The sequence below is a fragment of the Variovorax sp. 350MFTsu5.1 genome (genome assembly GCF_048302515.1).
GTDB lineage: Bacteria > Pseudomonadota > Gammaproteobacteria > Burkholderiales > Burkholderiaceae_C > Variovorax > Variovorax guangxiensis.
In genome coordinates, this window is the sequence record NZ_CP157620.1 from 4,220,386 (window position 1) to 4,246,122 (window position 25,737).

Here is a 25,737-nt window from a genome sequence, read left to right on the forward strand (position 1 = left end):
CAGCCGCCAGAGGCACCGCTTGCCTCAACGCTCATCAATGCATAAAGGGAGAACAAGCCCATGGCTCTCACAAGTTTCGGATTCATCGTGACGGGAGACCGATTTGTCCAGCATCAGGGAACAGACAAGTTCCGAATGAAGGTCGTAGGAGTCGCAACCGCCTCCGAAGGTATCGAGGTTGCGCAGGAGATGGTTCGGGAAGGTGTACAGCTCATCGAACTCTGCGGCGGATTCAGCCCCGTGTGGGCGGGCAAGATCATCGAGGCCATCGACTACGCCGTGCCCGTTGGCGTGGTCGCGTACGGGCCGGAGTCGATCGACTCGATGCACCGTCTGTTCTCCTAGCGATACCCGATCAACTACACTCTCGAAAGTCAGGAGAGAGCCCCGCATGCCGGGGCCGCCGAAGGCGCAGGGGGCTGTTTCCCCCGAACGCTCAGGCAAAAGGACTGACGAGGCGCCGGTGAAAACCGGCGTTTCCTTGCTGGAGAGAGGCCGCCGCATCCAAAACAGGAGCAGCGGCCCACCGAAGGAGCAAACCCCGATCGTGGGGCGAATCTCTCAGGTAAAGCGGACAGCAGGGGTGGCCCATGGCTTGCGTCATGGATTTCGACTGCCCCTTTGGAGTGCCCCGTGGCCGCTTCTTCCGCCCCCGCTACCGAACTTCTCAAGACGCCGCTGTATGACCTCCACCTGGAGCTGGGCGCCCGCATGGTGCCCTTCGCCGGCTATTCGATGCCGGTCCAGTACCCGGCCGGCCTGATGGCCGAGCACAAGCACACCCGCGACGCGGCCGGCCTGTTCGACATCTCCCACATGGGTCAATTGCGCCTGGTCGGCCCCGACGCCGCGGCCGCCTTCGAGACCCTGATGCCCGTCGACGTGATCGACCTGCCCGCCGGCAAGCAGCGCTACGGCCTGCTGCTGAACGACGAGGGCGGCATCCTCGACGACCTGATGTTCTTCAACGAGGGCAACGGCTCGATCTTCGTGATCGTCAACGGCGCCTGCAAGGTGGCCGACATCGCGCACATCCAGCAGAAGATCGGCTCGCGCTGCGAGGTGCGCCCCCTGCCCGACCACGCGCTGCTCGCGCTGCAGGGCCCGCAGGCCGCGGCCACGCTGGCGCGGCTGTCGCCCGGCATCGAGCGCTTCGTGTTCATGACGGGCGGCGCGGTGCAGATCGACGGCATTGCGGCCTTCGTCACCCGCAGCGGCTACACCGGCGAAGACGGCTTCGAGATCTCGGTGGCCGCATCCGACGCCGAGCGCCTCGCCCGCCTGCTGCTGGCCCAGCCCGAGGTCAAGCCCATCGGCCTGGGCGCGCGCAATTCGCTGCGGCTCGAAGCGGGCCTTTGCCTCTACGGCAACGACATCGACACCACCACCACACCCGTCGAAGCCTCGCTCAACTGGGCGATGCAGAAGGTGCGCCGCGCGGGCGGTGCGCGCGAGGGCGGCTTTCCGGGCGCAGCGAAGGTGCTGGCGCAGCTCTCCGCAGCCACTGCAGGCGCGGCCGGCCACACCGACCACGACACGCTGAAGCGCAAGCGGGTGGGCCTGGTGGCGCTGGAGCGCATTCCGGTGCGCGACGGCACGGTGCTGCAGTCTTTCGAAGGCCAGGACATCGGCCTCGTCACCAGCGGCCTGCTCGGCCCCACGGCCGACCGCTGCATCGCCATGGGCTACGTGGCCACCGCCTTCGCCGAGCCCGGCACGCGCGTGCAGGCCATCGTGCGCGGCAAGCCGGTGCCGATGGAAGTGTCGACCATGCCCTTCGTGCCCACCCGCTACTACCGCGGCTGACCGGCTAGGCTCTGCACCCCCGATCCATTTTTTCCACGAGGAGTTTTTCCACCATGAGCATCAAGTACACCAAGGACCACGAATGGGTGTCGGCCGAAGGCGACGCGGCCACCGTCGGCATCACCGTGCACGCGCAGGACGCGCTGGGCGACGTGGTGTTCGTCGACCTGCCCGAAGTCGGCAAGACCTTCGCCCAGGGCGAAGTCGCCGGTGTCGTCGAATCGGTGAAGGCCGCCGCCGACGTGTTCATGCCCGTCTCGGGCGAGATCACCGAAGTGAACGAAGCGCTGCGCGCCGACCCCTCTCTCGCCAACAGCGACCCGCTGGCCGCCGGCTGGTTCTTCAAGGTCAAGCTGAGCGACCCCTCGCAGCTCGACGCGCTGCTGGACGCGGCCTCGTACGACAAGTTCGCTGCCGAATCCTGATCCTCGAAATCGGACAGCCGAACGCAGAAGGAATACAAAAACTACGCAGAAGTCGCAGAAGAAACCGAATCATCTTTTGGTTTTCCTTCTGCGACCTCTGCGAAACCTTCGCGACTTCTGCGTTCTGACCCCGCTTCCCCGCCCCAAGCTCTTATCAACAGCACTGCCATGTCGAAGCCCGCTGCCCTCCCCACCCTGCAAGAACTCGAGAACGCCGAAGAATTCATTGCCCGCCACATCGGCATCGACGCGGCGGACGAGGCGCGCATGCTGCCGGCGATCGGGTCGGAAACGCGCGCGGAGCTGATCGACGGCATCGTGCCCGCCGCCATCCGCCGCTCGAAGCCGATGCGCCTGCCCGCGCCGGTCACCGAAGCCGATGCGCTGGCCGAGCTGAAGGCGATGGCATCGAAGAACAAGGTGTTCCGCAACTTCATCGGCCAAGGCTACTACGGCAACCACACGCCGGGCGTGATCCTGCGCAACATCCTCGAGAACCCCGCCTGGTACACCGCCTACACGCCCTACCAGGCCGAGATCTCGCAGGGCCGCATGGAAGCCCTGCTCAACTTCCAGACGATGGTGTGCGACCTCACGGGCATGGCCATCGCCAACGCCTCGATGCTCGACGAAGCCACGGCCGCCGCCGAGGCCATGACGCTGGCCAAGCGCAGCGTGAAAAGCAAGAGCAACGTGTTCCTCGTCTCGGGCGACTGCCATCCGCAGACCATCGAAGTCATCAAGACCCGCGCCGCGCCGCTGGGCATCGAGGTCAAGGTGAGCACCGTGTCGGAAACGCTGCCGCACCTGATGGTGAGCGGCGCCTTCTTCGGCGTGCTCGCGCAGTACCCCGCCACCACCGGCCATGTGCACGACCTGCGCCCGCTTGCGGGCCATGCGCACCAGTGCGACGCCGCCTTCATCGTCGCGGCCGACCTGCTGGCGCTGACGCTGCTCGCGCCTCCGGGCGAATGGGGCGCCGACATCGTGTGCGGCACCACGCAGCGCTTCGGCATGCCGCTTTGCAACGGTGGCCCGCACGCCGCCTACCTGGCCTGCCGCGACGAGTTCAAGCGCTCGCTGCCGGGCCGCCTGGTGGGCGTGAGCGTCGACACGCACGGCCAGCCGGCCTACCGCCTCGCGCTGCAGACGCGCGAGCAGCACATCCGCCGCGAGAAGGCCACTTCCAACATCTGTACCGCGCAGGTGCTGCCGGCCGTGGTGGCCAGCATGTACGCCGTGTACCACGGCCCCGACGGCCTCACCCGCATCGCGCAGCGCGTGGCCGCGCTCACCGCCGTGCTGGCCAAGGGCCTCTCGCAGATGGGCCGCGAACCCGTGAACGCCACCGCGTTCGACTCTCTGACCATCCGCACCGGCGAAGACACGCAGGCGATCATCGAGCGCGCGCAGGCGGCCGGCGTCAACCTGCGCCAGCGCCTGCAGCAGCACCTGGGCATCTCGCTGGACGAGACCAGCACGCGCGCCGACGTCGAGACGCTGTGGACCCTGTTCGCGCCCGCCGGCACGAAGGCGCCGCGCTTCGACGATCTTTCGGGCAGCACCGTGCCGCTGATCCCCGAAGACCTGCGCCGCACCAGCGCGTTCCTCACGCACCCGGTGTTCAACACGCACAAGAGCGAGACGGCGATGCTGCGCTACATCCGCAGCCTGTCGGACAAGGATCTGGCGCTCGACCGCAGCATGATCCCGCTGGGCAGCTGCACCATGAAGCTCAACGCGACCAGCGAGATGATCCCCATCACCTGGCCCGAGTTCGCCAACATCCACCCCTTCGCGCCGGCCGACCAGCTGCAGGGCTACGCCCAGCTCGACGCCCAGCTGCGTGCCTGGCTGTGCGAGGCGACCGGCTACGCGGGCATCAGCCTGCAGCCCAATGCGGGCTCGCAGGGCGAGTACGCGGGCCTGCTGGCCATCAAGTCCTTCCATGAGGCCAAGGGCCAGGGCCGTCGCAACATCTGCCTGATTCCGTCTTCCGCGCACGGCACCAATCCGGCCAGCGCGCAGATGGTGGGCCTGCAGGTGGTGGTGACGGCCTGCGACGCGCAGGGCAACGTCGACATCGACGACCTCAAGCGCGCCTGCGAGAAGCACAGCGCCAACCTGGCCGCGGTGATGATCACCTACCCCAGCACCCACGGCGTGTTCGAGACCCGCGTGAAGGAGCTGTGCGAACTGGTGCATGAACATGGCGGCCGCGTGTACGTGGACGGTGCCAACATGAACGCGCTGGTCGGCGTGGCCGCGCCGGGCGAGTTCGGCGGCGACGTGAGCCACCTGAACCTGCACAAGACCTTCTGCATTCCGCACGGCGGCGGCGGCCCCGGCGTGGGCCCGGTCTGCGTGGTGGAAGACCTCGTGCCCTACCTGCCGGGCCATGCCACGGCCGGCGTGGCGTCGAACGGCGTGGGCGCGGTGTCGGCCGCGCCGCTGGGCAATGCGGCCGTGCTGCCGATCAGCTGGATGTACTGCCGCATGATGGGCGCCAAGGGCCTGCAGGCCGCGACCGAGACGGCCATCCTGAGCGCCAACTACATCAGCGCGCGCCTGAAGGACCACTACCCGACGCTATATTCCAGCCCCAACGGCCACGTCGCGCACGAGTGCATCCTGGACCTGCGCCCGCTCAAGGACACCAGCGGCGTCACCGCAGAGGACGTAGCCAAGCGCCTGATCGACTACGGCTTCCACGCGCCCACGCTGAGCTTCCCCGTGCCCGGCACGCTGATGGTGGAGCCCACCGAAAGCGAGCCGCTGGCCGAGCTCGACCGTTTCATCGACGCGATGATCGCCATCCGCGGCGAGATCCGCCGCATCGAGGAAGGCGTCTGGCCGAAGGAGGACAACCCGCTCAAGCACGCGCCGCACACGGCCGCGAGCCTGCTGGGCACCGAGTGGAGCCACCCCTACTCGCGCGAACTCGGCGCCTTCCCGCTGGCCGAGCTCAAGAACGCCAAGTACTGGCCGCCGGTCGGCCGCGTCGACAACGTCTACGGCGACCGCAACCTGTTCTGCAGCTGCGTGCCGGTGAGCGAGTACAGCGAGGAAGCCGAAGAGGCCTGAGCGAAGTGACCGAAGGAAAGGAAGCCGCGTCCTTCTATGACGAAGGGTCGCGGCGGTAGGTCGCCCACTTCACGGTGAGGATGTCGGCCGCGATCTTCGCGGCATTGACGCCCGCATAGGCCTCCGACGGATCGAACATGAATGCCTCGCGGTAACGTTTGATCTGCGCGTAGTCCCGGTCGAAGGTCATCGGGCCCATGAGTTCGGCGGGGTCTGTGCCCGCGGGAAGCGCAAGGAATTTCTCCGAATCGGTGGCACTCTGGTAGAGGTCGACGCTCATCTGGTTCATACGGTTGTCCTCCGGAGCTTGGGTTTCGGCAACCAAGCCTCCGCGACAACCGCAGGGCATGCAATCGGTGTGCGCCTACACGGAGCGCCGGAAGAACGCCCGCTGCGTCAGGGCTGCTTCTTCCTGGCCACGTCGCCCGTGGCCACCTGCTCGCGGAAGGCGCGCATGGCGGCCTTCACCTTGCGCTCGTTCTCCAGGCCCATGCGCACCATGATCTTCTGGCCCGACGACATGGCCTCCAGCTGCGGATCGGCGTACTCGTAACGCACCCACGGGCGCTGCGAGGGAACGTCGCCCTTCACCTCGACCAGCCGCACCTGCACCGGACCGGCGGGCTCGGGCGCCTGCAGCAGGTGGTCGATCACGGCGACGAGCCTGTCGTTGAAGTAGCGCCCCGGATAGCCCAGCTCTTCATAGGCCTTCTGGAAGAGCGGATAGAGCCGCGCATAGGCCTTGGCCGCCTTCGCCGGATCGACCGACCCGGCGAACAGCACGATGGGGTTGTAGCGCGCCGCGTTGTTGGCGGCGATGACCTGCTTGTCGCCCTGCCCCGAGGTGATGAAGCGCTGTTTGGTCTGCTGCACCGGCCACGCGCTCGCGGGCGCCTGCTCGCGCGCGAGGTTGTCCACCGTCGCCACGAAGCGGCGCACGATGCCGTCGAACTGCAGGAAGTCGGCCACGTTCTTGCTGCCGAACAGGTCGACCAGCGCCTTCATCACGCGCGTATCGGTGTCGGTGGCAGTGGTCAGGCCCGCGTCGGGCACCGCGATCCCATCCATCGGGTTTCGCGGTTCCTGGGATTGAGGTGCGGGCGCGGGTGCCGGCGCGGGCGGCGCCCCGTCGTTCGGGGCCGTGGCCACCGGCGTGGCCTCGGGGGCCTGCTGCTGTTGCTGGTACCAGCGCCAGCCGAGGAACGCGGCCGCGAGCAGCACGAGCACGCCGACGACGATGGTTCCTATGGGCGTTTCGCGGCGGGGCCTGAACTCGGGGGTGTCGCGGGTGTCGCTGTCGGACATAGGGGCGGTTCCTTGTGCTGGAGTGTCAGGAAGGCGAGCGGCTATGGTGCACCAGATCGGGTCATGGCCGGCCCGCCTCGTCGTAACGCCCTGTGACGCGGCGACCGCGCTGAAGTTCAGTCGTTCAAGCTGGGCCTGCCTGCGCGCTCAGCGACTGCAGCCACGCCAGCGTGGCCTGCAGCTCGGCCGGACGGATCTCGTGCGCGCCCGGAAAGTCCGTGCCCGACAGCGCCAGCGGCAGCGTGCGCGCCAGTTCGCGCGTGGCCTGCGCCGCGCTCGGCGGAATCACGTTGTCGGCGCTGCCATGGCTCACCCACAGCGCCTTGCCCTCGAAGGCCTCGGGCGGCGCGATGTGCGGCACCACCTGCGACAGCAGCCGGCTGTGCCACACCATGGCGGCGCGCACGCTCTCGGGCTTGGTCAGCAGCAGCGACAGCGCCATGATCCCGCCCTGGCTGAAGCCGCCGACGATCACGCGCTCGGCAGGCACGCCCAGCTGCTGCGCGGCCGAGGCGACCATCTCGCCGACGAGAAAGCGGCTCTCGCGCTCCTGCTCCTCGTCGATGCGGCGTTCGCCGCCGGGCAGCACCTCGAACTCGAACCACGCGTAGGAGTCGGGCGACAGCACATAGGGCGCGCGCAGGCTCAGCACGTGAAACTGCGGTGGCATCATCCGCGCGAGGCCGAACAGGTCCTGCTCGTTGCTGCCGACGCCGTGCATCAGCACCAGCAGCCAGGGCTCGCGAACACCGGGTTGCGCGCCGTGCGCGAGGAATTTCAGGGGCAGGTGAAGCTGGGTCATGGTCCTGGACTTTTCTCTTGTCGTTCCTATCGGCGGAATCCTTCTGCCAGCGCACGGGTGAGCTCGGCCGCCGGAATCTCGCGGCAGCCGGTCGCGTTCTGCCCCGACCACAGCGCAGAGAAGTCGCCGCTGCCCTTCGCTTCGGCCTTGGCGCGCAGCGGCGCGATGGCCGAGGTGGCCAGCGGAAACTCAGGAGCCGCCGAACCGATCGGGCCCAGGTCGCGCATCACGCGATTGACGATGCCGCGCGCCGGCCGCCCGGTGAAGAGATTGGTGAGCGCCGTGTGCCGCGCCGCCTCGCTCTTGAGCGCCGCGCGATGCAGCGCGCTGGTCGTCGCCTCGGGCGTCAGCATGTAGGCCGTGCCGATCTGCACGCCCGCCGCGCCCAGCGACATCGCCGCCGCCACGCCATCGGCATCCGCAATGCCGCCCGCGGCGATCACCGGCAGCTTCACCGCCTTGACCAGCTGTGGCAGCAGCGCGAAGGTGCCGAGCTGCTTCGTCAGGTCGTGCGAGAGGAAATGGCCGCGATGCCCGCCTGCCTCCAGCCCCTGCGCGATGACCGCGTCGGCGCCATGCGCCTCAAGCCACAGCGCCTCTTCGACCGTGGTGGCCGAGGCCAGCACCTTGGCGCCCCAGCCATGCACCTGCGCCAGCAACGCCTCGGGAGGCAGCCCGAAATGGAAGCTCACCACCGGCGGCCGGAACTCGGCCAGCAAGTCGGCCACTTCGGCGCTGAAGGGGTTGCGCCCCGGCCCGGCCGGAATGCTCGCGGCGTCGATGCCGTACTCGGCGTAGTAAGGCGCCAGCGCTGTGCGCCAGGTGGCCTCGCGCTCGGCGCTGGGCACGGGCGGCGTGTGGCAGAAGAAATTGACGTTGTAGGGCTTGTCGGTGCCAGCGCGGATCGCGGCGATCTCGCTGCGCAGGGCGTCGGTGCCCAGCATGGCCGCCGGCAGGGAGCCCAGGCCGCCGGCATTGCTGACCGCGATGGCCATCGCGCTGACCTGTATGCCGGCCATCGGGGCCTGGATGAGCGGAAGTTCCGTTCCGAGGAGTTGTTGCAGCGTGGTCATTCGAGGGCGCTCCTTCTGTTTCGTCGAATGCCGGCCATTCTCCGGCCAAGCCGGAGGTCGCCGCGGCGGCAGGGTCATCGCCCCGCTTCAGCTCACTCCTCGCTCGTCCACTCCACCTGCACGCCCAGGCTGCGCAGGTTCTCGACGAAGCGCGGATGCGCGCGGCGGATGGGCGCCGCGTTGCGGATCTCGGAACGGCCCTCGATGCTGGCCGCCACCATGAAGAGCGCTATCGCCACGCGGATGATGTACGGGCTCTCGACCACCGCCGGCGTCAGCGGATTGCCGCCGAAGGTGATGAGCCGGTGCGGGTCGGACGAGAACACGTGCGCGCCGAACTTCGAGAGCTCGCCCGTCCAGCCCAGCGCGCCGTCGTAGACCTTGTTCCAGAACATCGCGTTGCCTTCGGCACGAACGCCCAGCGCGATGAAGATCGGCAGCAGGTCCACCGGGAAGTAGGGCCACGGCGCCGCCTCCACCTTGGTGAGCACGTTGCTCGTGAACGGCGTCTGCACCTTCAGCGGGCCGTTGCGGATGGCGCGCGACCAGCCTTCCTTGTGCTCGATCTGCACACCGAACTTGGCGAAGGTGCGGTCCAGTAGCGGAAAGTTTTCCGGCGCGCTGTTGCGCACGATCACGTCGCCGCCGGTGATGGCGCCCAGCGCCAGGAAGGTGGTGATCTCGTGGAAGTCTTCGTCGAAGCGGAACTCGCCGCCCTTGAGCGTGCCGCCGCCATGCACCGTGAGCCGCGAGGTGCCGATGCCCTCGATGCGCACGCCGATCATCGACATGAAGCGGCAGAACTCCTGCACGTGCGGCTCCGATGCCGCGTTGGTCAGCGTCGAGGCGCCGTCGGTTGCCGCCGCGCACAGCACGAAGTTCTCGGTGGTCGTGACCGAGGCGTAGTCCAGCCAGTGGTCGGTGGGCATCAGCCGGCCCTTGCTGCGCACCAGCAGCGAGCCCTCGGTGCGCTCCACCTCGCCGCCGAAGCGCTGGAACACCTCCACGTGCGGATCGATCTCGCGCACGCCCAGCGTGCAGCCCTTGACGTTGTCCTCCAGCCGCGCCACGCCGAAACGCGCCAGCAGCGGCGGCACCAGCATGATCGACGAGCGCATCTCCTCCGGCAGCCGATGGCGCGACGCGTCGAAGGCCGTCTCGCGGTGGTGCAGTTCGAGCGTGCCCGTTTCGTGGTCCATGCGCACGTCGCTGCCGAGGGTGCGGAAGATGTCCAGGATCTTGCGCACGTCGGTGATGTCGGGCACCCCATGCAGGCGCAGCGGCTCCCAGGTGAGAAGCGTGGCGCAGAGCACCGGCAGCACTGCGTTCTTGTTGGCGGAAGGGGTAATGCGGCCACGCAGCGGCGTACCGCCGTGCACGATGAGGTTGGACATGGAGAAGAGCGCGCGAGAAGGCGGGAAAGCGACCGGGGTGGAGGCGGCAGGAAAAGGTTCGGAAATAGTCCGAAACGGGAGACAGGACTTTACCGTCTGAAAGCGGCATGAACGGGGCCGAGTTGTAAGAACTCAAGGCAGAAGACGCCAGATTGGCAACTCTTTCGCATTACTTTCGGATTCCATCGGCGCGTTCGCGGACCGACTCGCGACGAACTTGTTACTCCCCCACCCACGCCGGCTCCCCTAGATTGGCTGCACCCAGCCCCCTTCGCTGGAGAAACAACCAACATCCGAAGGAAAAGCGAAATGAGCCACGCCCCCTCCTACACCGGCGGCTGCGCCTGCGGCGCGATCCGCTACGAGATCCCCTCCGAGCCGATCTTCCAGAACCACTGCCAGTGCCTCGACTGCCAGCACAAGAGCGGCACCGGCCACGGCTCGTACCTGAGCTTCCCCCGCGGCGGCGCGAAGCAGACCGGCAGCGCCACGCTGTGGGACATGGTCGGCGACAGCGGCAACGTCAAGACCCGCGCGTTCTGCCCCACCTGCGGCTCACCCGTCTACATGACCTATGCGGCGATGCCGGACGTCATCACCGTGCATGCAGCGAGCCTCGACGACCCGAGCCGGTTCAGGCCGCAGGCGGTCACGTACGGCGTGCGGGGGCATGCATGGGACGTTCTCGACCCGGAGCTGGTCAAGTTCGAGAAGATGCCGCCGGGCAAATAAGAAAGCGCTCTACCCCGTCATCGCCTCGCACTGGATTTCGATCCGGGCATGAAGCAGACCCAGCGTCGCCGAAAGCAGCCGCTGCAGCGAGTTGCGCTGGCAGGCATCGAAGAGTGGCGCGGGGTCTGCGTCGGACGAAGCGGCATCGCGCCGGTCTTCGTCCCAGCCGAGCAACTGGATCAGCGTCTGCGCGCCCTGCACCACGTCGCGGGCATCGTTGAGGAATGCGGCCTGGCTTTGTTGCGAAGAGTCGCCGAGCCGGTCGCCCTGAATCCACTCGAAGGGCTTGAACTGGGCGTCGGGGCGATAAGGCGTGCAAGCGCAGCGAGCGTCGGCGCTTGCCGCGTCGTTTGAAGAAGCATTGGCCATGAATGGGCCTCCCAAGGATGTCGATTTGCAGAAACCGACGCACCCGCTGCTAAACGAGGGCGGCAGCTCGAACGGGTTAGCAGACCGGGACATCCTTGCGGAAACCGGCAGGGCGCGAGCCCTCCCGTTCGAGCCGCCTAAAAAGAGGCACGAACGAAAAAGCCGCAGACCAGTGCGGTGGCTGCGGCTCTCGTCGCAGGATGTCGGCGGGCTGCTAAACCCGGCCCCGCTCATCACGAGGCGGGGGCAATGTAAGCGCTGCGGACAGAGCTAGTCAAGTTTGGGACGTCAGAGTTGCGCGAAGCTGGACGACGGTTCAGCATCCCCAGTCCTCCAACCCCAACAATCAAACACGGAGACCCGGATGAGAAAGCTCAAGCTCATGGAGCACGTGTCGCTCGACGGCGTGATCCAGCCCTCCAGCGAAGACGGCTTCCCCTATGCCGACTGGACCGCGCCCTACCGGACTCCCGCCGGCCGGGACGAGGTGCTTGCCGCGCAAGGTGGGCGCTTCGATCTGCTGCTGGGCCGGCGCACCTACGACATGTGGTCGGACTACTGGCCGAAGGCGCCAGCCGGTCCGATGGCGGATGGATTGAATGCGGCGACCAAGTTCGTCGTCACCCATCGCCCGGAGAGCCTCGCGTGGGGGCCGTTCGAAGGCGTCGGGCCGGACTTGGTCGAGGGCGTGCGGCGCATCAAGTCGCAGGCCGGCCCCAACCTTGTGCTGTGGGGCAGTTCCACGCTGACTTCGGCGCTGCTGGCGCATGGGCTTGCAGACGAAGTCCTGCTGATCGTCTATCCGGTGCTGGTGGGCACGGGCAAGCGCCTCTTCGCTGAAGGGACGCCGGGTTGTTCCTTCGAACTCGCCAGCACCAAGACGACGCCGTCCGGCCTCCTTCTCAATACCTACAAGCTCGCCGGGCCGCTGCAGCCCGCGTAGCGAGTCGGACAGCGCGGGCCAACCCGCCCAGGCTGCGCAGCGACACCACAGGCTGGCGCGCGAGCAGCGAAGACTCCTCGGATCGATCTGGCTCATCTGCAGCCCTGAACGCGGCGCAGCGCCGCTTCGGCGGCTGGGCCGCGCCCATACGATTCTCATATGCCTGCCCGGTCAAACGGTATTGGACGAGGCCCTCACCCCAGTTCGATGATTGTTCGATGGCAAGCCATTCGGGCAATTGAGCGCAGACGCACGCGGTGCGTGCACGTGATTCGGGCGCCATCTCTTAGAGCAACGATGGAGACAACGGATGAAAGTTCGATTCCTGTTCGTGTGGATTGCCGCGTCCATGGGCCTGCTCTCCATCGGCATGTTCGGTCAGGCCGAAGCACAGACGCAGACGCAGGCGGGCGACGCTTCCCAGCGCTCGTCGCGGATCGTCATCGGCTATCCACCGGGTCAATCCGTCGACACGGTGGGGCGGTACCTGGCATCCGCGCTGAGCAGGAAGCTGGACCGCAATTTCTTCGTCGAGAACGTTCCGGGCCAGAGCGGAAGCATCGCGCTGGGCAACGTCGCCAGATCGGCCGGCGACCTGAACACGCTGACGTTCTCGGCATCTTCGGCGCTGGTCATCAATCCGATCCTCTTCAAGGCCGTGCGATACAACACGCTGAAGAACTTCGAGCCTGTCGCGACGCTGTACGACACCCCGCTGCTGCTGCTCGTCAATTCCAGGCTGCCGATCGATTCGGTGGAGTCGCTGGTCAGCTATGCGAACAGCCATCCGGGGGAGATCAGCTTTTCATCGCCGGGCGTGGGGAGCGTTTCGCATCTGGCCATGACGGAGTTCATCCGGCGTACCAGGCTGAAGTTCGTGCACGTCCCCTATCAGGGGGCCGCGCCGTCGCTGACGGCCCTTGCCGCAGGCCAGGTTCAGGTGACCTTCGAAGGGGTGGCTGCCGCGACACCGCTCTTGCAAGGCGGCCGCATCAAGGCCTTGGCCATCAGCAGCGCGAAGCGGCTGCCCAAGCTCGAGTCGATTCCCACGGTCGCCGAATCGGGGCTTCCGGGATTCGATGTCGTGCCATGGGTCGGCCTGCTGACGCCGAGCGGTGTGGCGCCGGACAAGGTCGCAGAGATCTGGAACGCGATGCAGGCCATCCTGCTAACCGACGAGTACACGGCCTTGATCGAGCAGGTTGGGGGACGGCAAGCGGTTCGATCACCGTCGGAATTCCGCAAGTTCCTCGAAGCGGAGGTTCCGCGTTGGCAGGAGTTCATCAAGGTTTCAGGAGTGACTGCGGAATAAGAAAAAGCTGTGCGAACCGGGCCCGAGGTTCCGCTCGTTGAATTGCATCGATAAATTGAATGGAGACAAGAATGTCATTGAACATTGCCGATGAAATGGCCTCACGCTGGACGCCTGTCGAATCGAGCCCGGCCATGAAGCAAGCTCTCGAAGGATTGCCTTCGGGCTGGAAGACCCGTCGACTGGCCCCGTCGCTCGGTCTGGAGTTGCAGGATCTGTTTCTGCCGGATCTCGATGACGACGGCATCGCCAGGATTCGTGCACTGCTGCTGGCTTTCCGGGTGCTGGTCATCCGGCGCCAGCCTGTCTCCCCCGCGCAGCATGTGGCGTTCGCCCGAAAGTTCGGCAATCTCGAGACGCAGAATCCGCTGCTGGCCGCCAACGCGGATTTTCCCGAGCTTGTTCAACTCAAGGCTTCCAGGGAAAAGAAAGGCGCCGAAAACCTCTTTCACTCCGACACCGCGTTCTACGAGAAGCCCTCGATGGGTTCGATTCTTCGTTGCATCAAGTGCCCGGAAGTTGGAGGAGACACCATCTTCTGCAACATGGTTCAGGCGTACGCCGGGTTGCCGGAGGAGGTCAAGCGCAAGATCGACGGCATGGTGGCAGTCAACGACGTCAATGTCGCGTTGTTCAAGAAGATGGATCCGAACGAACGCGCCGCGCATCGGGATCGGCATCGCGCCGTGGAACACCCGGTGGTCATCACGCACCCTGAAACCGGGGAGTCGATCCTGTACGTGAACGAAATCCACACCACGCACATAGCCAACTACCGGGAAGTCCTGGGCTCGGATTGGGGCATGGATACCCCGACCCAGATTCGCGAACTGTTCGACCTGCTCGTGCGCCAGGCCAAGATCCCGGAATACCAGGTGCGCGTGCACTGGGAGCCGGACACGATCGTCTTCTGGGACAACCGGGCGGTCCAGCACTACGCGGTTTCCGACTACTACCCCTCGGAACGCCACATGATGCGCGCGACCATCATTGGGGATGTTCCGAGGCGGGTTCGATAGCGAACGGACAGGTCCGCCTCCGTTGCGAACATCGGCCCCATCCGAAAGCGCTCGCTCTGCATCGAACTCACAACGTGCGCCGTGAAGCGCTCGCCATCAGTCGCAGGTTCTGCACCGCCGCGCCCGCGGCCCCCTTCCCCAGGTTATCGAGAACCGCGCCCAGGACGATCTGACCCTTGCGCTCATTGCACGCAACGGCCAGGCTCATGTCGTTCGAGCCGTTGTGGACCTGCGGGTCGAGCTCGGTCATCGGCACGGCAGGCGACATCGGCAGCACATGCACATGCGCCGCATCGCGGTATCGCTGCGCAAGGCATTCGTGGATGCGCATGCCCGAGACATCGGAGGGAAGCATTCGCGCGTGCAACCCGATGGTGAGCACGATGCCCTGCCGGTAGCTGCCATAGGCCGGCACGAAGATGGGTCGCGCCGTCAACCCGGCGTAGGTCTCCATTTCCGCCACGTGCTTGTGCTCGAGTGCAAGGCCGTAAACCTTCAACGAATGCGCTGCCGCCCCGGCCTCGTGCGCTTCCGCCCCCGCCCTGCCCTGGCCGGAATAGCCCGAGACCGCATGGATGACAAGCGGATAGTCGGCGGGCAAGAGGCCCGCATCCGTCAACGGTCGCAGCAGGGCAACCGCGGCGGTGGGATAGCAGCCCGGATTCGTGACCCGCGCTGCCGAGGCAATGCGTTCGCCCTGCCGTGCATCGAGCTCGGGCAGGCCGTAGACCCAGCCCGGGCTGGTGCGGTGGGCCGAGCTGGCGTCGATCACGCGCACCGAAGGGTTCTCGATCATCGCCACCGCGTCGCGCGCCGCTGCATCGGGCAGGCAAAGGATGGCGATGTCGCACTCGTTGAGAGCGGCCCGTCGGGCAGCCGCGTCCTTGCGCAGGTTCGCCGGCAATGTGTGGATGCGGAATTCCCCACCCCGGAGCCGGTTCTGCAGGTCAAGGCCAGTGGTGCCCTGATTGCCGTCGATGAAGATCTTGAGGTCCATGGAGCGCGATCGTAGGCATCCGCCCTCGATGGCTCCAGCTAAATATATGGAACCCGGAATTAAGAAAAGTTAAATTTGCGCTATGCGAGAACTGAGCCTCGACCATCTGCGCACCCTTGTCGCCATCGCCGACCTCGGCTCCCTGGCCAACGCCGCGCGCGCCCTTCACCTGGCGGCACCCACGGTCACCGTCCAGATCGCCGAGCTGGAGTCGCGCCTGGGTGGCCAGTTGCTCGTTCGAGGACGGGGGCCCGCGCAGGCAACCGCCCTGGGAGAGCGCTTCATCGCGCGTGCCCGCAGGCTGCTGGCCGACGCGGACGAAGCGGTGGAGGACGTCAGACGCCAGCTCGCGGGCCAGACGGGCCGCGTGCGGGTGGGTGCCTCGACGGGTGCCATCGCGGATCTGCTGCCGCCCGCGCTCGGACGCCTCGCCCGCAACCATCCCGGCATCGACGTGAACGTGCAGGTGCTGACCTCCAATGAGAGCATGGCCCGGCTCGCCGCAGGCAGCCTGGACCTGGCGGTCGTGGCGCTGCCGCAGGCGCCCGTGCGGGGCGTCCATGTCACGCCCCTGCGGCGCGAGGCGGTCGTCGCCTTCCTGCCGGCAGACTGGAAGGCACCGAAGCGGCTGACCCCGCAGTGGCTGGCCCAGCAGCCGTTGATCATGAACGACTCCTCCACGCGTCTCTACAGGCTCACCGCGGAATGGTTCTCCGCGGCAGGCGTCCATTGCCGGCCGCGCATCGAGCTCAACTACAACGACGCGATCAGAACGCTGGTTGCCGCGGGCTACGGCGCAGCGCTGCTGCCGGAGGAATCGCAACAGAGCGCGCGCGACCCTCGCATCGCCGTGCGCCCGCTCAGCCCGGCCCTGTGGCGGCAACTCGGCCTCGCGGTCAGCGACCGGGGCGCCAGCGGACCGACGCGTTTCGTCATGAACGCCTTGCTGCCTGGAAAGGGTTCAGCTGGCTGAAGCCTGAATGCCCGGTCAGGCGGGGATAATTCTGAATATCTTTGTACTCACCGCCCGCAACCGCTATCGCCATGCCTTCGGGAATCGGGTTTTCGAACATGCCGGCCACGCTTGACCAGCACCTGAAGCGGCAAAGGAGGCTGGGGCGCGTAATCCGGCTCAACCTCGGGCTGCAAATTCAAGCATGAACCTGCGACAGATCGAGGTGTTCCGCGCGGTGATGATCACCGGCTCCGTGAGCGGCGCGGCGCGGCTGCTTCACGTATCCATTCCTGCCGTCAGCCGGCTGCTCTCGCATACCGAGAGCCGGCTGGGCTTTCTGCTTTTCGAGCGCGTGAAGGGGCGCCTGCATGCCACAGCGGAGGCGCGGCGGCTGTATCTGGAGGTCGAGCAGGTCTACGGCGGCGTGCAGCGCATCGGCAGCCTTTCGCACGAGCTTGCGCTGCGGCGACGCAGCCTGCTGAGCATTCTTTCGAGCCCCAGCATCGGGCAGACGCTGGTGCCGCAGGCGATCGCGCAGTTGCGCAACGCCATGCCCGACGTGCAGGTTCATTTCCACTGCCTCACGCATGAGGCGCTGAAGGAACGCATCCTGCAGCAGCGGGCCGACCTGGGCATTTCCACCTTTCCGGTCGACCATCCGAACCTTGCGACGAGGCCGCTGGCGAGCAGCCGGCTGATGTGCATCTGCCCACGCAGCCATCCGCTGGCCGCGTTCGAAGAAGTCGGCCTCGACGAACTGCTGCCCCACGAGTTCATCGGCTATCCGCACGGCTCGCCGCTGGGCCTGCGCATCGACCAGATGTTCGAGACGCGCGATGCCGCGCCGCGCATCAGCGTGGAGGTCACCTCGCCGCAGTACGCCTGTTCGCTGGTGCATGCCGGGGCCGGCATCGCGCTGGTGGACGAGTACTCGCTGCAGGGCTGGCTCGGGTCGTCTTTCAAGGCGATACCGGTGCGCGACGCGCTGCCCATCGTGGCCGACCTGGTGTACCTGCAGACCGAGCCCCTGTCGCCAGCGGCGCAGGCGCTGCTGCGCGCATTGCACAGCGTGCTGCTGCAGCGCGGGCTGGCCTTGCCGCTCACGGACGACGACGAGATCCTGCGCTGACGAGCCGGGGCGCCGCGCCCCCTTCTCCCTTCTTCTCCGCCCGCTGCGGCGGCCCTCATCCGATGCCTCCGCGCCCTGCCCCGGTGCAGGCGCGCGCGTGCGCACCACCGGAAGGCGGACCTTTAGCGTGTTGTTAAACCCGAGCGACAAATCGTCATTCGACGCCACGGGCACCGCTTCGAATAATCGATCGCACCAGTCACACGGCTGCAACGAAGAAGGTTCAGATGACATCGCGCCCCGGCACTCCCCCACGTTTTCTCGGCCTTGCGGTCGCCCAGATGGGCCCGGTCCACCTGTCCGACAGCCGCGAGTCGGTGGTGGCCCGGCTGGTCGACATGCTGCGCCAGGCCCACAGCCGCGGCGCGGAGTTCGTGACCTTCCCCGAGCTTGCGCTCACCACCTTCTTTCCGCGCTACTGGATGAGCGAAGAAGAAGCCCATGAGCGCTTCTTCGAGCGCAGCATGCCCGGCCCGGCGACGCAGCCGCTCTTCGACGAGGCCCGCAGGCTCGGCGTGGGCTTCTACCTCGGCTACGCGGAACTCACCGAGGACGGGCGCGGCTTCAATTCGGCGGTGATCGTGGGGCGCGACGGCAGCATCGCGGGCCGCTACCGCAAGATCCACCTGCCGGGCCATTCGGAGCACAAGCCCGAGGCACCCTTCCAGCATCTGGAGAAAAAGTTCTTCGAGGTCGGCGACCTGGGCTTCCGCGCCTTCGACACCGACGGCGTGCGCATGGGCATGTGCCTGTGCAACGACCGCCGCTGGCCCGAGACCTACCGCGTGATGGCGCTGCAGGGCGCCGAAGTGGTGGTGCTCGGCTACAACACGCCCTCGCTCAACATCCACTGGAACGAGCCGGTGCACCTGCGCACCACCACGCACCTGATCTCGCTGCAGGCCAACGCCTACCAGAACGGCATCTGGGTGGCGGCTGCAGCCAAGTGCGGGTCGGAGGACGGCCACCACATGATCGGCAGCTCCGTGATCGTGGCGCCCAGCGGCGAGATCGTGGCGCGCACGGTGAGCGAGGAAGACGAGGTCATCTGCGTGCGCGCCGACCTTGCGCTGGGCGCGCACTTCCGCGAGCACGTCTTCAACTTCGCCAAGCACCGCCGTCCGGAACACTACCGCCTGATCGTCGAGCGCACGGGCGCTGGAGATCCGCTGCCATGAGCGGGCAGCAGCAGCACCCATCCGCGCCAAGGGCGCTGGGCATCCTCGGCGGCATGGGGCCGCTGGCGGGCGCGACCTTCGCGCTGCGGATGGTGCAGCTGACAGAGGCTGCCGCCGACCAGGACCACATTCCGACGATCCTGTGCAACGACCCGCGCATCCCCGATCGTTCGAGCGCCATGCTCCAGGGCGGCGAGAGCCCGCTGCCCGCCATGCAGCGCGGCATCCGCCTGCTGGAGGCGGCGGGCGCCGGCTGCATCGCCGTGCCCTGCAACACCGCGCATCTCTGGTTCGACGACCTGAAAGGCGCGACCCGGCTGCCGGTGCTGAACATCGCCGAGGCGGTGGTGCAGAACCTGCGGCGCCACAGTGTCGTGCAAGGCAAGGTGGGCGTGCTCGGCACGCCGGCCACGCTGGCGCTCGGCCTGTACCAGCGAGCGCTGGAGCAGGCGGGGTACGAGGCGATCGTTCCCGAAGCTGACGACGTGCAACGCCACTGCGTAGCGTCCATCGCGGCGGTCAAGGCCGGGCAGATCGATGCCGCCTGGGAGCCGGCCGCACAAGGCATCCGCGCGCTGGTCGCACGCGGCGCGCAGGCCGTGGTGCTCGGCTGTACCGAGCTGCCATTGGCGGTTCCGCACCACCGGCGCGGCGAGTTCGACTGCGTGCTCACGGACTCCATCGACGCGCTGGCGCTGGCCGCGATCGCGCACTGCCGCCAGCAGCACTGAGGCTGCCTCCCCTTTTCGCCTCCCCTTGTCGCCTCTCCACTTCCACGAAAGACCCTTCCGATGATCCATCGCAAGTTCTCCCGCCCGATGGCCGTGCTGGCCACCGCCTTCGGCCTGCTGGCGAGCGCCGCCCCGACGTGGGCCGCCTGGCCCGACCGCCCCATCACCTTCGTCGTGCCCTCGGCGGCCGGCGGCTCGCCCGACGTGCTCTCGCGGCTGGTGACCAACGAGGTCTCCAAGTCGCTCGGCGTGCCGGTGGTCATCGAGAACCGCCCCGGCGCAGCAGGCAACATCGGCATCCTGCAGATCAAGAGCAAGCCGGCCGACGGCTACACCATCGGCTACGGCAACGTGAACACGCTAGCGGTCAACCGCACGCTGTTCAAGAAGCTGCCTTACGACGTGGACCACGACCTGATGCCGGTGGCGCAGGCCTTCGACCTCTACAACGTGCTGATCGTGCCCAAGGACTCGCCCATCCAGGACGTGGCCGGGCTGGTGGCCACAGCGCGCAAGCAGCCGGGCAAGCTGTCCTTCGGCGCCCCCGGCATCGGCACCACCGGCCACATGGGCGGCGAACTGTTCCGCAGCATGGCCGGCATCGACGTGCTCTTCGTGCCCTACAACGGCGGCCCCGCCGCGCTGCAGGACCTGATGGGCGGTCGCATCGACTACCTGTTCGCCAATTCTTCCGAAGTCGGCCCGCTGGTCTCGTCCGGACGGGTGCGCGCGCTCGCGGTGAGCAGCGCCAAGCGCATCGCGCTGCTGCCGAACGTACCCACGCTGGACGAAGCGGGCATCAAAGGCTACGAGACGGTGGCCTGGGGCGGCGTGGTCGCGCCACGCGGAACGCCGCGCGAGGTGATCGAGAAGCTCAACGCCGCAATCAACGCAGCGCTGGCCACCCCCAGCGTGCGTGAGGGCCTCGCCAAGCTCGGCGCCGTGCCGGCCGGCGGCACGCCCGCCGACTTCCAGCGCACCATCGACCGCGAAACCAAGCGCTGGGGCGAGCTGATCGAGCGCAACCGCATCGAGAAGCTCGACTGATGGCGGGCCTCGCGACTCCATCCGGGCAACAGCAGCAACAACAGCAGCAGTTGCTGCTGCGCGGCGGCACGGTGATCGACGGCAGCGGCGCCCCGCCGCGCCGCGCGGATGTGCTGATAGAGGGCGACACCATCGCGGACATCCTGCCGCCAGGCAGCGAGATCGCTGGCGCCGGAGTCGTCGAGCTCCACGGCCTGGCCCTGGCACCCGGCTTCATCGACTCCCACACCCACGACGACGGCTACCTGCTGGCGCATCCGGACATGGTGCCCAAGGTTTCGCAGGGCGTGACCACGGTGGTGACCGGCAACTGCGGCGTGAGCCTCGCGCCCGTGCCGCCCGGCAGCCCCCTGCCCCAGCCGCTCGACCTGCTGGGGCCGCCCGAGCTGTTCCGCTACGCGAGCTTCTCTTCCTGGATGGACGCGCTGCGGCAGACGCCTGCAGCGGTCAACGTGATTCCCCTCGTGGGCCACGCCAGCCTGCGCGTGAGCGCGATGCACGACCTGCAGCGGGCCGCGACGGCGCAGGAATGCGACACCATGCGGCAGTTGCTCGCCGAAGCGCTGGACGCCGGCGCGTTCGGCATGTCCACCGGCACCTTCTACCCGCCCGCGCAGCACGCCGCCACGCAGGAGATCATCGACATCGGCGAAACCATGCGGGGGCGAGGAGGCATGGTCTATGCGGTGCACCTGCGCGACGAATCCGACCGGATCGACGAGGCGATCGAAGAAGCCCTGGAGATCGGGCGCGCGCTGACCGCGCGCGTCGTGTTCTCGCACCACAAGCTGGCGGGCGAGCGCAACCATGGCAGGTCGGCACAGACCCTCTCGCGCATCGACGAGGCCGGCGCGATGCAGCCTGTCTGCCTCGACTGCCACCCCTACCCGGCCACCTCGACCATGCTGCGGCTCGACCGCGTGCGGCTGGCGAGCCGCACGCTCATCGCATGGTCGAAGAACGAGCCGTCCGCGCAGGGGCGCGACTTCGCGGACCTGCAGCGCGAATGGGGGCTGGACGACGAGGCCATGCTGCAGCGGCTCGCACCCGCGGGCGCCATCTACTTCCTGATGGACGAGCGCGACGTGGAGCGCATCCTGGCGCACCCGCGCACCATGGTCGGCTCCGACGGGCTGCCCTTCGATCCGCATCCGCACCCGCGCCAGTGGGGCACCTTCACGCGCGTGCTGTCGCGGCTGGTTCGCGACAAGGGCCTGCTCACGCTGGAAGCCGCCGTCCACAAGATGACCGGCCTGGCCGCGAGCAACTACGGACTGGTCGACAGGGGCCTGCTGCGCCCGGGCCTGCGGGCCGACCTGGTGGCCTTCGATGCGCAGCGCGTGACGGACCTCGCCACCTTCGACAACCCCGTGCAGGCAAGCCGGGGCATCGAGGGCGTGTGGGTCAACGGGCAGCGGGTCTGGGACGGGCAGCGCCCCACCGGCCTGCGGCCGGGCAAGGTGCTGCAGCGGCACTGATCCGGGACCTCCCTTTCTCTCTCCCTCCTCTGTTCCCCTCCTTCAAAACCGTCGAATCATGAACCCCAAGAAAATCGCCTTGACGTTTCTGACCGCCATCGGCCTCCTCGGAGGCGCCGGGCATGCCATCGCGCAGGCCCCGGCCAAGCCCAACGTGGTGATCCTGGCCACCGGCGGCACCATCGCCAGCCGGGGCGCCGACAGCCTGGCGCTCACCGACTACGGCCTGAGCAAAGGGCTGCAGCCCGTGGGCGTCGAAGCACTGGTGACTGCCGTTCCCGAGATCCAGAAGTTCGCCAACATCACGGGCGAGCAGATCTTCAATGTCGGCAGCTCCAAGCTGAGCATCGACAACTGGCTGACGCTGGCGAAGCGCACCAACGAGATCCTCGCGTCGAAGAACGTGGACGGCGTCGTCATCACCCACGGCACCGACACGCTGGAAGAAACCGCCTACTTCCTCAACCTGGTGGTCAAGAGCGCCAAGCCCGTGGTGATCGTGGGCTCCATGCGCCCCAGCACCGGCATGAGCGCGGACGGCCCGCTGAACCTGGTCAACGCGGTCGCACTGGCCGCGAGCCCCAGCGCCCGGGACAAGGGCGTGATGGTGAGCATGAACGAGGTCATCAGCAGCGCGTTCAGCGTGACCAAGACCAACACCACCAACGTCGCCACCTTCAAGAGCCTGGACGGCGGTGACCTGGGCTACATGCAGAACTCCACGCCCTACTTCGTCGCGCAACCGCTGAAGCGGCACACCGTGCACAGCGAGTTCGACGTGTCGAACCTGCAGAAGCTGCCGCGCGTGGACATCAACTACACGACCCTGGGCTCCGACGGCGTGCTGGTCGACGCCGCAGTCGCAGCCGGCGCGAAGGGCATCGTCAACGCGGGCGTCGGCCATGCGAACATGCCCGACGTCACGCTGCAGAGCCTGAAGGCCGCGCGCCAGAAGGGCGTGGCCATCGTCGTCGGGTCGCGCGCCATGAGCGGCATCGTGACCCCGGTCGGGCAGTTCACCGAAGCCGGCTTCGTGACATCGATGATGCACACGACGCAGAAGGCGCGGATCCTCCTGATGCTCGGCCTGACGAAGACGAACGATCCGAAGGAGCTTCAGCGGATGTTCGAGGAGTATTGAAAGATGGCTGCGGCTGGAGGCCGGCTCACGTCCAGTTCGCCTCCACCCAGTTGCGCACCTTCGCCCACTCGGGCGAGTTCTTGATGTAGTTCTGCGTCGCGCTCACCAGTTCGCCGACGTTCTTGTAGTCGTCCAGTCCGAAGGGCTGCGCCAGCGGCACGTTGCCTCGCATGTAGTTGCTGCCGAGCATCTGGCCGGCCTGGATCGCCGCCAGCTCGGCGGTGGCATCCATGGTGAGGTTGAGCAGCGCGGTCGCCGGCACCGTTCCATCGCTGAAGGGCCACAGCCAGTGCGTGACGCCCCAGTCCAGCGGATTCGACACCGAGCTTGGCGAGATGCCCACCGGGTTCACGCCGGTGCCGAGCGAGAGCATCAGGATGTCGAACGTGCCGCTCGCGTAGCCCTGGTAAATCGCCTCCACCACCGCCGTCATCGACGGGTTGTTGGCGAAGGTGCCGCCATCGGCGAAGTAGCCGTAGCTGCCCACCTGGTACGGAGGGAAGTAGGTCGGCGCGGCCGAGGTGGCCAGCGCGGCGTCCACCATGCTGATGCCGCGATAGGCATTGCTCGGTCCGTTGGAGATGGTGCAGGGCTCCCAGCTGTTCTGGCTCGGATCCCACAGCCGCGCGGAGTTGACGGCCACGAAGCGGCTCGCCGACGACAGCGGGCCGCTGCCCACCAGCTGCTGCGCGACCGACTGCAGGCCGGTGTTGACGTACTGGCACTCGAAGATGCCCGGGCCGCTGCCCAGCAGTTCTGCCGTCGACTGCGCCGGGGCCCTGTCCTGCTGCCTGGCCTGCGCGTCCAGCAGCCAGCCGTTGGGCTTGAAGATGGTGGCGCCGTCGTTCTCGTAGACGTTCACGATGTCGCCGATGGCCACGCCGTTCACCAGCCCCAGCGAGATCAGCCCGCCGGTGGACGTGCCGGCAAAGCCGTTCGCGCCCGCGACGATGCCGAAGCTCTTGTCCAGGTCCTGGATCAACAGCGCCGTGATGACGCCACGAATGCCGCCGCCGTCGCAGCAGAGAATCTTGAAAGACATGCCGTGCTCCTTGCTCGAGTGGATGGATGGATGAATGGACGCAAGGCGCCCTCTTTCCATCGAAGGCGCCGGGACTTTCAATGCGGGGGTTTGCCGATGTGATGAAGTGATCGTTCCCCACGCCGAACGATCGATAGCCACGGATCTCAGGGCGGAATGTGGGTCAATTCGCGGGGCGATGCATCACTTGAACAAGTGAGGTTCGGCCTCTCTACAGCAATCTCCATACAAAGAAAGTCGTCATTCCTCCGCTTCGGCTTCGCGAGCGATTCAGCCTTCGCCGTTCCCGGGCAGCTTCGCGATCACCTTGATCTCGAACTTGAAGCCATAGAGCCAGGTCACGCCGATGCCGGTCAGCGTGGGATGCGGCGCATCGCCCCAGAACTCCGGCACGATCTTCCAGGCCTTCTCGAAGTTCGCCTCGGGGTCGACGATGAAGACGGTGACGTCCACCACGTCGTCGAAGGTGCAGCCGGCGGCGCCCAGCACCGCGTTCAGGTTCTTGAAGGCGAGGCGCACCTGAGCCTCGAGGTCGGGCTCGGGCGAGCCGTCCTCGCGGCTGCCGACCTGCCCCGACACGAACAGGAATCCGTTGGAGCGGACTGCGGGCGAATAACGGTTCTTTTCGTAGAGCGCCTGGCGCCCGGGCGGGAAGACGACGTCGCGTTTGGCCATGGAATGCTTTCCTTTCTCTCTTCTTCAATGAATGCGATGAAGGGACTTTAGGAATTCGCGCCGCGCCGATAAACGGGCAATGCCGACAATGACTGTTTGGGGAATCCAAACAATCGGCAACTCAGGAACAGCACCATGGACCGTTTCGACGCAATGCAGGCCTTCGCCCGCGTGGTGGAAGCAGGCAGCTTCACCAAGGCGGCCGAGACGCTTCATACGAGCAAGACCAGCGTGACCCAGCTGGTGCAGCAGCTCGAAGCGAGGCTGCGCGTGAAGCTGCTCAACCGGACCACGCGCAAGGTCGGCCTCACGGCCGACGGCGCCGCCTACTACGAGCGCGTGGTGCGCCTGCTGGCGGACATGGACGACGCCGAGACCAGCCTCTCGGGCGCATCAGCCTCTCCCAGAGGCCGCCTGCGCGTGGACGTGCCCAGCCCGCTGGCCCGCATGATCCTGGTGCCGGCGCTGCCCGCGTTCCACGCGCGCTACCCCGACATCCAGCTCGACATGGGCGTGAGCGACCGCATGGTCGACCTGATCGGCGAGAACGTCGATTGCGTGGTGCGCGGCGGCGAACTCACCGACCAGTCGCTCATGGCGCGCCGCGTGGGCGACCTGCAGCTGGGCGTGTATGCCGCGCCCAGCTACCTGGAGCGCGCCGGCGCGCCCTCCGATCCGCGCGAACTGGAAGACACGCACCACCGCATCGTCGGCATCCTGTGGTCGCGCAACGGCAAGACCTTTCCGTACGCCATGTACCGCGATGGCGAACGCATCGAGGTGCAGGGGCGGTACGTGCTATCGGTCGACGACGGCAACGCGTATCTCGCGGCTGGGTTGGCGGGTCTTGGAGTGCTCTGGCTGCCCGACTACATGGCGAAGGTGCACCTGCCCAGCGGCGAGCTGGTGCCGCTCTTCGAGGGCTGGAGCTTCGACCCGATGCCGCTGTACGTGGCGTTTCCGCCGAACCGGCATGTCAGCGCGAAGCTGCGGGTGTTCATCGATTGGGTGGCGGAGCTGATGGCGCGGCATGCGCCGGTTGCGGGCCGGCCCCTGCGCTCGGGGCCGGCGAGAAGCCGCTGAGACAGAAGAAGAGGAAG

Annotated in this window: 25 protein-coding genes and 2 riboswitches; of the genes, 16 read left to right on the forward strand and 9 right to left on the reverse strand. The window is 67.1% G+C overall.

Going from position 1 to position 25,737, the window contains the following annotated elements; genetic code table 11:
- Positions 1 to 135: 135 nt before the first annotated feature.
- From ABL843_RS19220 to gcvP, 4 genes are all read left to right on the forward strand, one after another.
- Entirely contained in the window at positions 136 to 345 is a 210-nt protein-coding gene (locus ABL843_RS19220) for a DUF6506 family protein (protein ID WP_418116894.1), read from the forward strand.
- 20 nt (positions 346 to 365) lie between these two features.
- Positions 366 to 462: riboswitch (glycine riboswitch) on the forward strand.
- Positions 463 to 474: 12 nt separating this feature from the next.
- Positions 475 to 588: riboswitch (glycine riboswitch) on the forward strand.
- Between the two features lie 45 nt (positions 589 to 633).
- Positions 634 to 1,806, forward strand: coding sequence for a glycine cleavage system aminomethyltransferase GcvT (gcvT, locus tag ABL843_RS19225; protein WP_418116895.1), 1,173 nt, complete (start codon positions 634 to 636; stop codon positions 1,804 to 1,806).
- 53 nt (positions 1,807 to 1,859) lie between these two features.
- Positions 1,860 to 2,231, forward strand: a complete 372-nt coding sequence (gene gcvH, locus ABL843_RS19230; protein ID WP_126182265.1) for a glycine cleavage system protein GcvH — start codon at positions 1,860 to 1,862, stop codon at positions 2,229 to 2,231.
- 168 nt (positions 2,232 to 2,399) lie between these two features.
- Positions 2,400 to 5,315 carry an aminomethyl-transferring glycine dehydrogenase gene (gene gcvP, locus ABL843_RS19235; protein ID WP_418116896.1) on the forward strand — a complete coding sequence of 972 codons (2,916 nt, stop codon included), beginning with the start codon at positions 2,400 to 2,402 and terminating at the stop codon, positions 5,313 to 5,315.
- A gap of 34 nt (positions 5,316 to 5,349) precedes the next feature.
- Here gcvP and ABL843_RS19240 read toward each other — a convergent pair whose 3' ends face one another.
- From ABL843_RS19240 to ABL843_RS19260, 5 genes are all read right to left on the reverse strand, one after another.
- Entirely contained in the window at positions 5,350 to 5,604 is a 255-nt protein-coding gene (locus ABL843_RS19240; RefSeq protein WP_126021907.1) for a hypothetical protein, read from the reverse strand.
- 107 nt (positions 5,605 to 5,711) lie between these two features.
- On the reverse strand, positions 5,712 to 6,620 hold the full coding sequence (locus tag ABL843_RS19245) for a DUF3014 domain-containing protein (protein WP_418116897.1): 909 nt from the start codon (positions 6,618 to 6,620) through the stop codon (positions 5,712 to 5,714).
- 124 nt (positions 6,621 to 6,744) lie between these two features.
- Complete coding sequence (locus ABL843_RS19250) at positions 6,745 to 7,422, reverse strand: alpha/beta hydrolase (protein WP_418116898.1); 678 nt, start codon at positions 7,420 to 7,422, stop codon at positions 6,745 to 6,747.
- A 26-nt stretch (positions 7,423 to 7,448) separates the two neighbouring features.
- Positions 7,449 to 8,495, reverse strand: a complete 1,047-nt coding sequence (locus tag ABL843_RS19255) for an NAD(P)H-dependent flavin oxidoreductase (protein WP_418116899.1) — start codon at positions 8,493 to 8,495, stop codon at positions 7,449 to 7,451.
- A 92-nt stretch (positions 8,496 to 8,587) separates the two neighbouring features.
- Positions 8,588 to 9,889, reverse strand: a complete 1,302-nt coding sequence (locus ABL843_RS19260) for a UDP-N-acetylglucosamine 1-carboxyvinyltransferase (RefSeq protein WP_418116900.1) — start codon at positions 9,887 to 9,889, stop codon at positions 8,588 to 8,590.
- Between the two features lie 309 nt (positions 9,890 to 10,198).
- Here ABL843_RS19260 and ABL843_RS19265 point away from each other — a divergent pair, with 309 nt between their 5' ends.
- Positions 10,199 to 10,621, forward strand: a complete 423-nt coding sequence (locus ABL843_RS19265; protein ID WP_418116901.1) for a GFA family protein — start codon at positions 10,199 to 10,201, stop codon at positions 10,619 to 10,621.
- 9 nt (positions 10,622 to 10,630) lie between these two features.
- Here the strand turns inward: ABL843_RS19265 and ABL843_RS19270 are convergent, their stop codons facing one another.
- Positions 10,631 to 10,990, reverse strand: coding sequence for a hypothetical protein (locus tag ABL843_RS19270; RefSeq protein WP_369661748.1), 360 nt, complete (start codon positions 10,988 to 10,990; stop codon positions 10,631 to 10,633).
- Between the two features lie 364 nt (positions 10,991 to 11,354).
- On the opposite strand from ABL843_RS19270, the gene ABL843_RS19275 reads away from it, so the two are divergent.
- From ABL843_RS19275 to ABL843_RS19285, 3 genes are all read left to right on the forward strand, one after another.
- On the forward strand, positions 11,355 to 11,933 hold the full coding sequence (locus ABL843_RS19275; protein WP_418116902.1) for a dihydrofolate reductase family protein: 579 nt from the start codon (positions 11,355 to 11,357) through the stop codon (positions 11,931 to 11,933).
- A gap of 310 nt (positions 11,934 to 12,243) precedes the next feature.
- Entirely contained in the window at positions 12,244 to 13,245 is a 1,002-nt protein-coding gene (locus ABL843_RS19280) for a Bug family tripartite tricarboxylate transporter substrate binding protein (protein ID WP_418116903.1), read from the forward strand.
- 71 nt (positions 13,246 to 13,316) lie between these two features.
- The gene (locus tag ABL843_RS19285) at positions 13,317 to 14,264 is read left to right on the forward strand and encodes a TauD/TfdA dioxygenase family protein (protein ID WP_418116904.1); all 948 of its coding nucleotides are present in this window, start codon (positions 13,317 to 13,319) and stop codon (positions 14,262 to 14,264) included.
- 67 nt (positions 14,265 to 14,331) lie between these two features.
- Here the strand turns inward: ABL843_RS19285 and argC are convergent, their stop codons facing one another.
- A complete protein-coding gene (gene argC / locus ABL843_RS19290; RefSeq protein ID WP_418116905.1) occupies positions 14,332 to 15,261 on the reverse strand; it encodes an N-acetyl-gamma-glutamyl-phosphate reductase in 930 nt (309 codons plus the stop codon).
- Between the two features lie 82 nt (positions 15,262 to 15,343).
- Here argC and ABL843_RS19295 point away from each other — a divergent pair, with 82 nt between their 5' ends.
- From ABL843_RS19295 to ABL843_RS19325, 7 genes are all read left to right on the forward strand, one after another.
- The gene (locus ABL843_RS19295; protein WP_418116907.1) at positions 15,344 to 16,234 is read left to right on the forward strand and encodes a LysR family transcriptional regulator; all 891 of its coding nucleotides are present in this window, start codon (positions 15,344 to 15,346) and stop codon (positions 16,232 to 16,234) included.
- A gap of 184 nt (positions 16,235 to 16,418) precedes the next feature.
- A complete protein-coding gene (locus ABL843_RS19300; protein WP_418116908.1) occupies positions 16,419 to 17,345 on the forward strand; it encodes a LysR family transcriptional regulator in 927 nt (308 codons plus the stop codon).
- Positions 17,346 to 17,572: 227 nt separating this feature from the next.
- Entirely contained in the window at positions 17,573 to 18,523 is a 951-nt protein-coding gene (locus ABL843_RS19305; RefSeq protein WP_418116910.1) for an N-carbamoyl-D-amino-acid hydrolase, read from the forward strand.
- Positions 18,520 to 19,254: an aspartate/glutamate racemase family protein gene (locus ABL843_RS19310; RefSeq protein ID WP_418116912.1), complete on the forward strand. Its 735-nt coding sequence runs from the start codon at positions 18,520 to 18,522 to the stop codon at positions 19,252 to 19,254. Before ABL843_RS19305 ends, ABL843_RS19310 begins: the two co-directional genes overlap by 4 nt.
- 60 nt (positions 19,255 to 19,314) lie before the next feature.
- Positions 19,315 to 20,301 (forward strand): Bug family tripartite tricarboxylate transporter substrate binding protein, encoded by a 987-nt coding sequence (locus tag ABL843_RS19315; protein WP_126021889.1) that lies wholly within the window; start codon positions 19,315 to 19,317, stop codon positions 20,299 to 20,301.
- Positions 20,301 to 21,779, forward strand: coding sequence for an N-acyl-D-amino-acid deacylase family protein (locus ABL843_RS19320; protein ID WP_418116914.1), 1,479 nt, complete (start codon positions 20,301 to 20,303; stop codon positions 21,777 to 21,779). Before ABL843_RS19315 ends, ABL843_RS19320 begins: the two co-directional genes overlap by 1 nt.
- Before the next feature lie 58 nt (positions 21,780 to 21,837).
- Positions 21,838 to 22,920 (forward strand): type II asparaginase, encoded by a 1,083-nt coding sequence (locus ABL843_RS19325; RefSeq protein WP_126021887.1) that lies wholly within the window; start codon positions 21,838 to 21,840, stop codon positions 22,918 to 22,920.
- A gap of 25 nt (positions 22,921 to 22,945) precedes the next feature.
- Here the strand turns inward: ABL843_RS19325 and ABL843_RS19330 are convergent, their stop codons facing one another.
- Positions 22,946 to 23,962 carry a patatin-like phospholipase family protein gene (locus ABL843_RS19330; RefSeq protein WP_418116916.1) on the reverse strand — a complete coding sequence of 339 codons (1,017 nt, stop codon included), beginning with the start codon at positions 23,960 to 23,962 and terminating at the stop codon, positions 22,946 to 22,948.
- Between the two features lie 270 nt (positions 23,963 to 24,232).
- Positions 24,233 to 24,637, reverse strand: a complete 405-nt coding sequence (locus tag ABL843_RS19335; RefSeq protein ID WP_369661738.1) for a RidA family protein — start codon at positions 24,635 to 24,637, stop codon at positions 24,233 to 24,235.
- A gap of 135 nt (positions 24,638 to 24,772) precedes the next feature.
- Between ABL843_RS19335 and ABL843_RS19340 the strand changes: the two genes are divergently transcribed.
- A complete protein-coding gene (locus tag ABL843_RS19340) occupies positions 24,773 to 25,720 on the forward strand; it encodes a LysR substrate-binding domain-containing protein (RefSeq protein ID WP_418116917.1) in 948 nt (315 codons plus the stop codon).
- Positions 25,721 to 25,737 lie beyond the last annotated feature (17 nt).

Coding starts and splice junctions, on each gene's coding strand:
- ABL843_RS19220 (WP_418116894.1), top strand. CDS start 136: ATGAAGGTCGTAGGAGTCGCAACCGCCTCCGAAGGTATCGAGGTTGCG.
- gcvH (WP_126182265.1), top strand. CDS start 1,860: ATGAGCATCAAGTACACCAAGGACCACGAATGGGTGTCGGCCGAAGGC.
- gcvP (WP_418116896.1), top strand. CDS start 2,400: ATGTCGAAGCCCGCTGCCCTCCCCACCCTGCAAGAACTCGAGAACGCC.
- ABL843_RS19240 (WP_126021907.1), bottom strand. CDS start 5,604: ATGAACCAGATGAGCGTCGACCTCTACCAGAGTGCCACCGATTCGGAG.
- ABL843_RS19245 (WP_418116897.1), bottom strand. CDS start 6,620: ATGTCCGACAGCGACACCCGCGACACCCCCGAGTTCAGGCCCCGCCGC.
- ABL843_RS19250 (WP_418116898.1), bottom strand. CDS start 7,422: ATGACCCAGCTTCACCTGCCCCTGAAATTCCTCGCGCACGGCGCGCAA.
- ABL843_RS19255 (WP_418116899.1), bottom strand. CDS start 8,495: ATGACCACGCTGCAACAACTCCTCGGAACGGAACTTCCGCTCATCCAG.
- ABL843_RS19260 (WP_418116900.1), bottom strand. CDS start 9,889: ATGTCCAACCTCATCGTGCACGGCGGTACGCCGCTGCGTGGCCGCATT.
- ABL843_RS19265 (WP_418116901.1), top strand. CDS start 10,199: ATGAGCCACGCCCCCTCCTACACCGGCGGCTGCGCCTGCGGCGCGATC.
- ABL843_RS19270 (WP_369661748.1), bottom strand. CDS start 10,990: ATGGCCAATGCTTCTTCAAACGACGCGGCAAGCGCCGACGCTCGCTGC.
- ABL843_RS19275 (WP_418116902.1), top strand. CDS start 11,355: ATGAGAAAGCTCAAGCTCATGGAGCACGTGTCGCTCGACGGCGTGATC.
- ABL843_RS19280 (WP_418116903.1), top strand. CDS start 12,244: ATGAAAGTTCGATTCCTGTTCGTGTGGATTGCCGCGTCCATGGGCCTG.
- ABL843_RS19285 (WP_418116904.1), top strand. CDS start 13,317: ATGTCATTGAACATTGCCGATGAAATGGCCTCACGCTGGACGCCTGTC.
- argC (WP_418116905.1), bottom strand. CDS start 15,261: ATGGACCTCAAGATCTTCATCGACGGCAATCAGGGCACCACTGGCCTT.
- ABL843_RS19295 (WP_418116907.1), top strand. CDS start 15,344: ATGCGAGAACTGAGCCTCGACCATCTGCGCACCCTTGTCGCCATCGCC.
- ABL843_RS19300 (WP_418116908.1), top strand. CDS start 16,419: ATGAACCTGCGACAGATCGAGGTGTTCCGCGCGGTGATGATCACCGGC.
- ABL843_RS19305 (WP_418116910.1), top strand. CDS start 17,573: ATGACATCGCGCCCCGGCACTCCCCCACGTTTTCTCGGCCTTGCGGTC.
- ABL843_RS19310 (WP_418116912.1), top strand. CDS start 18,520: ATGAGCGGGCAGCAGCAGCACCCATCCGCGCCAAGGGCGCTGGGCATC.
- ABL843_RS19315 (WP_126021889.1), top strand. CDS start 19,315: ATGATCCATCGCAAGTTCTCCCGCCCGATGGCCGTGCTGGCCACCGCC.
- ABL843_RS19320 (WP_418116914.1), top strand. CDS start 20,301: ATGGCGGGCCTCGCGACTCCATCCGGGCAACAGCAGCAACAACAGCAG.
- ABL843_RS19325 (WP_126021887.1), top strand. CDS start 21,838: ATGAACCCCAAGAAAATCGCCTTGACGTTTCTGACCGCCATCGGCCTC.
- ABL843_RS19330 (WP_418116916.1), bottom strand. CDS start 23,962: ATGTCTTTCAAGATTCTCTGCTGCGACGGCGGCGGCATTCGTGGCGTC.
- ABL843_RS19335 (WP_369661738.1), bottom strand. CDS start 24,637: ATGGCCAAACGCGACGTCGTCTTCCCGCCCGGGCGCCAGGCGCTCTAC.
- ABL843_RS19340 (WP_418116917.1), top strand. CDS start 24,773: ATGGACCGTTTCGACGCAATGCAGGCCTTCGCCCGCGTGGTGGAAGCA.